Annotated in this window: 2 protein-coding genes; both read right to left on the bottom strand. The window is 74.6% G+C overall.

The window, feature by feature from the left end; translation table 11 throughout:
• Nucleotides 1-2,169: type I polyketide synthase (locus tag KUA19_RS33900; RefSeq protein WP_217402782.1), on the bottom strand; the 2,169-nt coding region annotated here is incomplete at its 3' end.
• A 41-nt stretch (nucleotides 2,170-2,210) separates the two neighbouring features.
• A complete protein-coding gene (locus KUA19_RS33895) occupies nucleotides 2,211-7,013 on the bottom strand; it encodes a type I polyketide synthase (protein ID WP_372451936.1) in 4,803 nt (1,600 codons plus the stop codon).
• Between the last annotated feature and the right edge of the window lie 5 nt (nucleotides 7,014-7,018).

Genomic DNA, 7,018 nt, shown 5'->3' with positions numbered 1-7,018 from the left:
GGCGCGCGGGCCGTTGACCGCCGCGATATCGACCCCGTCCACCAGCAGCGGCAACACCTCAGCCTCGGTCGCCTCCACGGCGACCATCACCCCACCCGTGGGCAGGGCCTGCATCAACCGGCCACGCGCCGCCACCAGCCTCGCCGCATCAGCCAACGACCACACCCCGGCCACACACGCCGCCGACAGCTCACCGATCGAATGCCCAGCCAGGAACTGCGGCCGCACACCCCACAACGCCAACAACTCGAACAGCGCCACCTCAACCACGAACAGACCAGCCTGCGCGAACACCGTCTGGTTCACGAGGTCTTCGTCCCCGCCCCAGATCACGTCCCGGATCGGGCGGTCCAACCAGCGGTCCAGTTCGGCGCAGACCTCATCGAAACGCGCCGCAAACACGGGGTAGGCGTCATACAGCTCCCGGGCCATGCCCAAGCGCTGCGCACCCTGACCCGTGAACAGGAACGCCGAGACGACCTCGGCGGATGGGGCCCGGCCGGTCAGCACACCGGGTCCGCCGGCGGCCAGGGTGTCGAGCGCGGCGCGCAGGTCGGCGGTTGAGCCGCCGGTCAGCACCGCGCGGTGGTCGAAGACGGTCCGGCCGGTGACCAGCGACCACGCGACGTCGCGCGGGTCTGCGGCGGGTTGGGCGTCGAGGTGGTCCCGCAGCCGGGACGCCTGGGCGGCGAGGGCGGGCACGGACTTGGCCGACAGCACCCACGGCAGGACCCGGGGCCGCGCGGGGGCGGTAGCCGCCTCGGTGGCCGCCTCGGCGGGTACGTCGGCGGGCGCCTCCTCGAGGATGACGTGGGCGTTGGTGCCGCTGACGCCGAACGACGAGACACCGGCCCGGCGCGGCCGGTCGGCGTCGACGGGCCACGCCATGGCCTCGGTGAGCAGGCGTACGTCGCCCGCCGCCCAGTCCACATGCGATGACGGCCGCTCGGCGTGCAGCGTACGCGGCAGCATGCCGTGCCGCATCGCCTCGACCATCTTGATGATTCCGCCGACCCCGGCCGCGGCCTGCGCGTGCCCGATGTTCGACTTGATCGACCCCAGCCACAGCGGTCGCCCGGTCGGCCGGTGCTGCCCGTACGTCGCCAGCAGCGCCTGCGCCTCGATCGGGTCGCCCAGTGTGGTGCCGGTGCCGTGCGCCTCCACCACGTCGATCTGGTCCGCCCCGACCTGCGCGTTCTCCAGTGCCTGCCGGATCACCCGCTGCTGCGACGGCCCGTTCGGCGCGGTGAGCCCGTTGCTGGCCCCGTCCTGGTTCACCGCCGAACCCTTCACGATCGCCAGCACCGGATGCCCGTTGCGGCGCGCGTCGGACAGCCGCTCCAGCAGCAGCACACCGGCCCCTTCGGACCAGCCGGTGCCGTCGGCGTCGTCGGAGAATGCCTTGCACCGGCCGTCGGGGGCCAAGCCCTGCTGGCGGCTGAACGCGATGAACGGCGCGGGGGTGGCCATCACCATCACCCCGCCCGCCAGCGCCAGGGTGCACTCGCGGCGGCGCAGCGACTGCACCGCCAGGTGCAGCGCGACCAGCGACGACGAGCACGCGGTGTCGACGGTGACGGCGGGGCCCTCCAGACCGAGGGTGTAGGAGACCCGGCCCGAGATCACCGCGGCGGCGCTGGCGGTGGTGAGGAACGACTCGGCGAGCTCCGGCACGGCGTCGAGCAGGTACCCGTAGTCCTGCAGGCCGGAGCCCGCGAACACGCCGACCTGCCCGCCGCGCACCGTCTCCGGGTCGATCCCGGCCCGTTCGAACGCCTCCCAGGACACCTCGAGCATGAGGCGCTGCTGCGGGTCGGTGGCCAGCGCCTCGCGGGGGCTGATGCCGAAGAACCCGGCGTCGAAGTCGGCGGCGTCGTGCACGAAGCCGCCCTCGCGCACGTAGCTGGTGCCGCCCTCGCCGTCGCCGAGCAGCTGGTCGAGGTTCCAGCCGCGGTCGGCGGGGAACTCGGTGATCGCGTCGCCGCCCGCGGCGACCAGCCGCCACAGGTCCTCGGGCGAGCTGACGCCGCCGGGGTAGCGGCAGGCCATACCCACGATCGCGATCGGCTCGGACTCCCGGCTCTCGGTCTCCTGCAGCCGTTGCCGGGTCTGGGCGAGGTCCGCGGTGACGCGCTTCAGGTATTCGAGCAGCTTCTCGTCGTTAGCCATGTCAATCCCACCGGGTCTGGACGTCGCGGGTCGGCTCGCGGTCAGGCGAGGCCGAGTTCCTGGTCGATGAAGGCGAAGACGTCGTCGGCCGACGCCGATTCGAGGTTGTCGAGGCCGGTGCCGCCGCCGGTGCCGAGCGCCTGGTTGAGGCGGTTGGCCAGGGCCTGCACCCGGGCGGCGACGCGGTCGCGTTCGATCTCGGCCGGGGTGAGCGCCGCGATCGCGGCCTCGAACCGGTCGAGTTCGGCGAGCACCGAACGGCTGCCCGTGCCGTCCTGCGGCGCGAGTTCGTCGCGCAGGTAGGCGGCCAGCGCCTGCGGGGTGGCGTAGTCGAAAATCATGGTGCTGGGCAGGCGGCGGCCGGTGGCGTCGCTGAGCCGGGTGCGCAGGTCGACCGCGGCGACGGAGTCGAAGCCCAGGTCGGTGAAGGCGCGCGCGGCATCGACCTCGGCCGGGTCGCCGTAGCCGAGGACCGCGCCGACGTGCTCGCGGACCAGGTCGAGCACGGCACGGGCCCGGTCGGGTTCGGACAGTTCGGCCAGCCGGGCCGCGAACGCGGGAGCCTGCGTGCCGGGCGTCTCGGCGGCGGTGAGCACGGCCTGCGCCTCGGCCAGTTCGGCCAGCAGCGGCCGGGGCCGGGCCAGGGTGTAGGTCGGCGTGAACCTCGCCCAGTCGAAGTCGGCGACCACGACGTGGCCTTCGGCCTGGTCGAGCACCCGGCCCAGGGCGCGCAGCGCCCGCGTGGGAGCCATCGCGGGCGCGCCGATGCGGCGCAGCAGGGCGCTCAGCTCCGCGTCGACCATGCCCGCGTCCCAGGAGCCCCAGGCCACGGCGGTGGCCGGGACCCCGGCGGCCCGGTGCTGGTGGGCCAGCGCGTCGAGGGTCGCGTTGGCGCTGGCGTATGCGGCCTGGCCGGCGCTGCCCCATACGGCCGAGCCGGAGGAGAAGTGGACCAGGGCGGCGACGGGACGGTCGGCGAGCAGCTCGCCCAGGTGCCGCGCGCCCAGCACCTTGGCCTGTGCGACCTGCGCGAACTCGGCCACGGTCAGTTCGGCCAACGGTGCGACGCGCTGTGCCTCGCCCGCGGCGTGCACGACGGTCAGCGGCGCGGCCGCCGGGATCGCGTCGAGGACGGCCCGCAGCGCGTCGCGGTCGGCGACGTCGCAGGCGACGACGGTCACCCGCGCGCCGAGTGCTTCGAGTTCGGCGACCAGTTCGGGGGCGCCGGCGGCGGCGACGCCACGGCGGCTGGTCAGCACCAGGTCGGTGCTGCCCGTGGCGGCTAGCCAGCGGGCCACGTGCGCGCCGAGGCCGCCGGTGCCGCCGGTGATCAGGACCGGTCCCCGGGGGTACGGTCGCGATTGCCCGGACGGGGTGGTCTTCCGGTCGCGGACCAGGCGGCGCGCGTACACGCCGTCGGTCCGGACGGCCAGCTGGTCCTCGCCGTCGGCACGGCCCAGCGCCGCCACCAACGCGGCCGCGTCCGCCTCGGTCGGGTCTGCGGGCAGGTCGAGCAGGCCGCCCCAGGTGTCGGGGCGGTCCAGCGACTGGCCGATGCCCAGCCCCCAGACGGCGGCCTGCCCGGCGGTGACCTGTTCGGTGTCGGCCACGGCGATGCCGCCGCGCGTGACGCACCACAGCGCGGCGGTGAGCTCGGCGTCATGCAGCGCCTGGACCAGGGTGATCGTGTCGGCGCAGCCGCGTGTCAGCGGGGCGTGCGCGGGGTCGTCGCGTTCATCGAGGGCCAGCAGCGACAGCACGGCGGCAGGGGTGGCGGCGTGGTCGCGCAGCCGCGCGGCCAGGGCGGCGCGGTCGGCGCCGTCGACGACGACTGCCGTCGGACGGGCTCCACCAGCGGTCAGCGCCGCCAGCACGGTGTCGACGGCCGGGTCGGGCGTCGGCGGTACGAAAACCAGCCAATCCCCGGTCACGGCGCCCGGTGCGGACGGTACGGGTCGCCAGGTGACCCGGTAGCGCCAGTTCTCGATCAGGCTCTCGTCGCGGTACTCCTGCCGCCAGGCCGTCATCGCGGGCAGCACTCGCGCCAGCACGTCGGCCTGGACGCCCAGCCGCCGCGCCAGCCGGTCCGGGTCGCCCGCCTGCAGGCCGTCCCACCAGGCGTCGTCGGACCCGGTCGGGGCGGCCGGGGTCAGCGTCGACGGAACAGCCCAGTAGGTGCGGCGTTGGAACGGGTACGTGGGCAGGTCGACCCGCTGGGCGCCGAGCCCGGCGAAGTACGTCGACCAGTCCACGGCCACGCCCCGGGCGTACGCCGTGGCCACGGCGCGGGCCAGCGCGGCCTCCTCGCCCCGGTCGCGCCGAGATGTCGGCACGAAGGCGCAGTCCAGGTCGGCGGGCGCGCAGTCGCCGCCCATCGGGGTAAGTGCCGCGTCCGGTCCGATCTCGACGAAGGTGGTGACGCCCTTGGCCGCCAGCCAGGCCACACCGTCGGCGAACCGCACCGGCCGGCGTACGTGGCGGACCCAGTAGTCGGGCGAGGTCAGTTCGGTGGCCAGTTCGCCGGTCAGCAGCGACACCACGGCGGCAGCGGGTTCGTGGTAGGTGAGCTGCCGGGCCACGGCCGCGAACTCGGCCAGCATCGGCTCCATCAGCGCCGAGTGGAACGCGTGCGACACCCGCAGCGGGCTGCCGGTGCGGCCCGCTTCGGCGAGCTTGGCCGCGACGGCCTCGACGGCCGCCTGCTCGCCGGAGAGCACCACCGAGCGGGGTCCGTTGACCGCGGCGATGTCCGCGCCGGGCAGCAGCAGCTCGGCGACCTCGGCTTCGGCGGCCCGTACCGCGATCATGGCGCCGCCGGGCGGGAGGGCCTGCATGAGGCGGCCGCGCGCGGCGACCAGCCGAGCCGCGTCGGCCAGCGACCAGACCCCGGCGGCGTACGCGGCGGCCAGTTCGCCGATGGAGTGGCCGAGCAGGTAGCGGGGGCGCAGGCCCCACGACGTGAGCAGCTCGTAGAGCGCGACCTCGACCGCGAACAGGCCCGCCTGGGCGTAGCCGGTCTGGCGGAGCAGGTCGGGGTCCTCGCCCCAGATCACGTCGCGGAGCGGTCGGTCGAGCCAGCGGTCCAGTTCGGCGCAGACGAGGTCGAGGTGGTGCGCGAAGGTCGGGAAGCGTTCGTACAGTTCGCGGCCCATGCCCAGGCGTTGCGCACCCTGGCCGGTGAAGGCGAACGCGTATCCGCCGCGGGCGGTGCCCGCCGCCGTGTCGGCGAGGTCGCCCTCGGCGATCCTGGTCAGCGCGGCCAACAGCCCGTCGCGGTCGGTGGCCGTCGGCACCGCGCGGTGCTCCAGCGCGGCCCGGGTGCTGGCCAGTGACCAGGCGACGTCCAGCGGCCGCAGGTCGGGCCGCGCCGTGAGCAGGTCGCGCAGCCGGGCCGCCTGGTCGCGCAGGGCTGCGGGGGTCCCGGCCGCCAGGGGGTACGGCAGCAGCGTGCGCGCCGGAGCGTCCGCCCCGGACGCCGGGACCTCCTCGGCGGGCGCCTCCTCGATGATGACGTGGGAGTTGGTGCCGCTGAGCCCGAACGACGAGACGGCGGCCCGGCGCGGCCGGTCGGCCTCGGCAGGCCACGCCACGGCCTCGGTGAGCAGCCGTACCTCGCCCGCGCTCCAGTCGACCTTGGGGCTGGGCGCGTCGATGTGCAGGGTGCGGGGCATCAGCCCGTGCCGCAGCGCCATGACCATCTTGATGATCCCGCCGACCCCGGCCGCGGCCTGCGCGTGCCCGATGTTCGACTTGATCGACCCCAGCCACAGCGGTCGCCCCGACGGCCGGTGCTGCCCGTACGTCGCCAGCAGCGCCTGCGCCTCGATCGGGTCGCCCAGGACCGTGCCGGTGCCGTGCGCCTCGACGACGTCCACCTGGTCGGCGGTGAGCTGTGCGTTGGCCAGCGCGTGCCGGATCACCCGCTGCTGCGACGGCCCGTTCGGCGCGGTGAGCCCGTTGCTGGCACCGTCCTGGTTGACCGCCGAGCCGGACACGAGCGCCAGCACCGGGTGACCGTTGCGGCGGGCGTCGGACAGCCGCTCCAGCAGCAGCATCCCGACGCCCTCCGACCACGAGGTGCCGTTGGCACCGGCCGCGAAGGACCGGCAGCGCCCGTCCGGCGCCAACCCCCGGTCCTGGCTGAACCCGACGTATGAGCTCGGCGTCGCCATGACGGTGACGCCACCGGCCAGGGCCAGGTCGCAATCGTCGGCGCGCAGCGCCTGCGCGGCGGTGTGCACCGCGACCAGCGACGACGAGCACGCGGTGTCGACGGAGACGGCCGGACCCTCCAGCCCCAGCGTGTACGCGATGCGTCCACTCGCGACGCTGGCCAGCCCGCCGGTGCCCGAGCCCTCGGCGTAGTCGTGGTAGACCACCCCGGCGTAGACGCCGGTGCGGCTGCCGCGCAGCGAGGTCGGGTCGATCCCGGCGCGCTCCAGCACCTCCCAGGAGATCTCGAGCAGCAGCCGCTGCTGCGGGTCGGTCTCCCGCGCCTCCCGAGGACTGATTTTGAAGAAGTCGGCGTCGAAGTCGCCCGCGTCGTGCAGGAAACCGCCCTCACGCACGTACGTCCGGTCCGGAGTGCCCGGACGCGGGTCGTAGATCGACGGGGTGTCCCAGCCCCGGTTGTCCGGGAAGAACGTGATGCCGTCGCGGCCCTGCGCGACAAGGTCCCACAGGTCCTCGGCGGAGGCGACCCCGCCCGGGAAGCGGCAGCTCATCGCCACGATCGCGATCGGCTCCCGGGCGCGGGACTCCAGTTCGCGCACGCGCCGGTTGGCCTGCTGCAGCTCGGCGGTCGCCCGCTTGAGGTACTCGCGCAGTCTGTCGTCACTCATCACACGCC

This window comes from Catellatospora tritici (genome assembly GCF_019083965.1).
In the GTDB taxonomy this organism is placed as follows: domain Bacteria; phylum Actinomycetota; class Actinomycetes; order Mycobacteriales; family Micromonosporaceae; genus Catellatospora; species Catellatospora tritici.
This window is presented reverse-complemented; position numbering and strand designations above follow the sequence as displayed.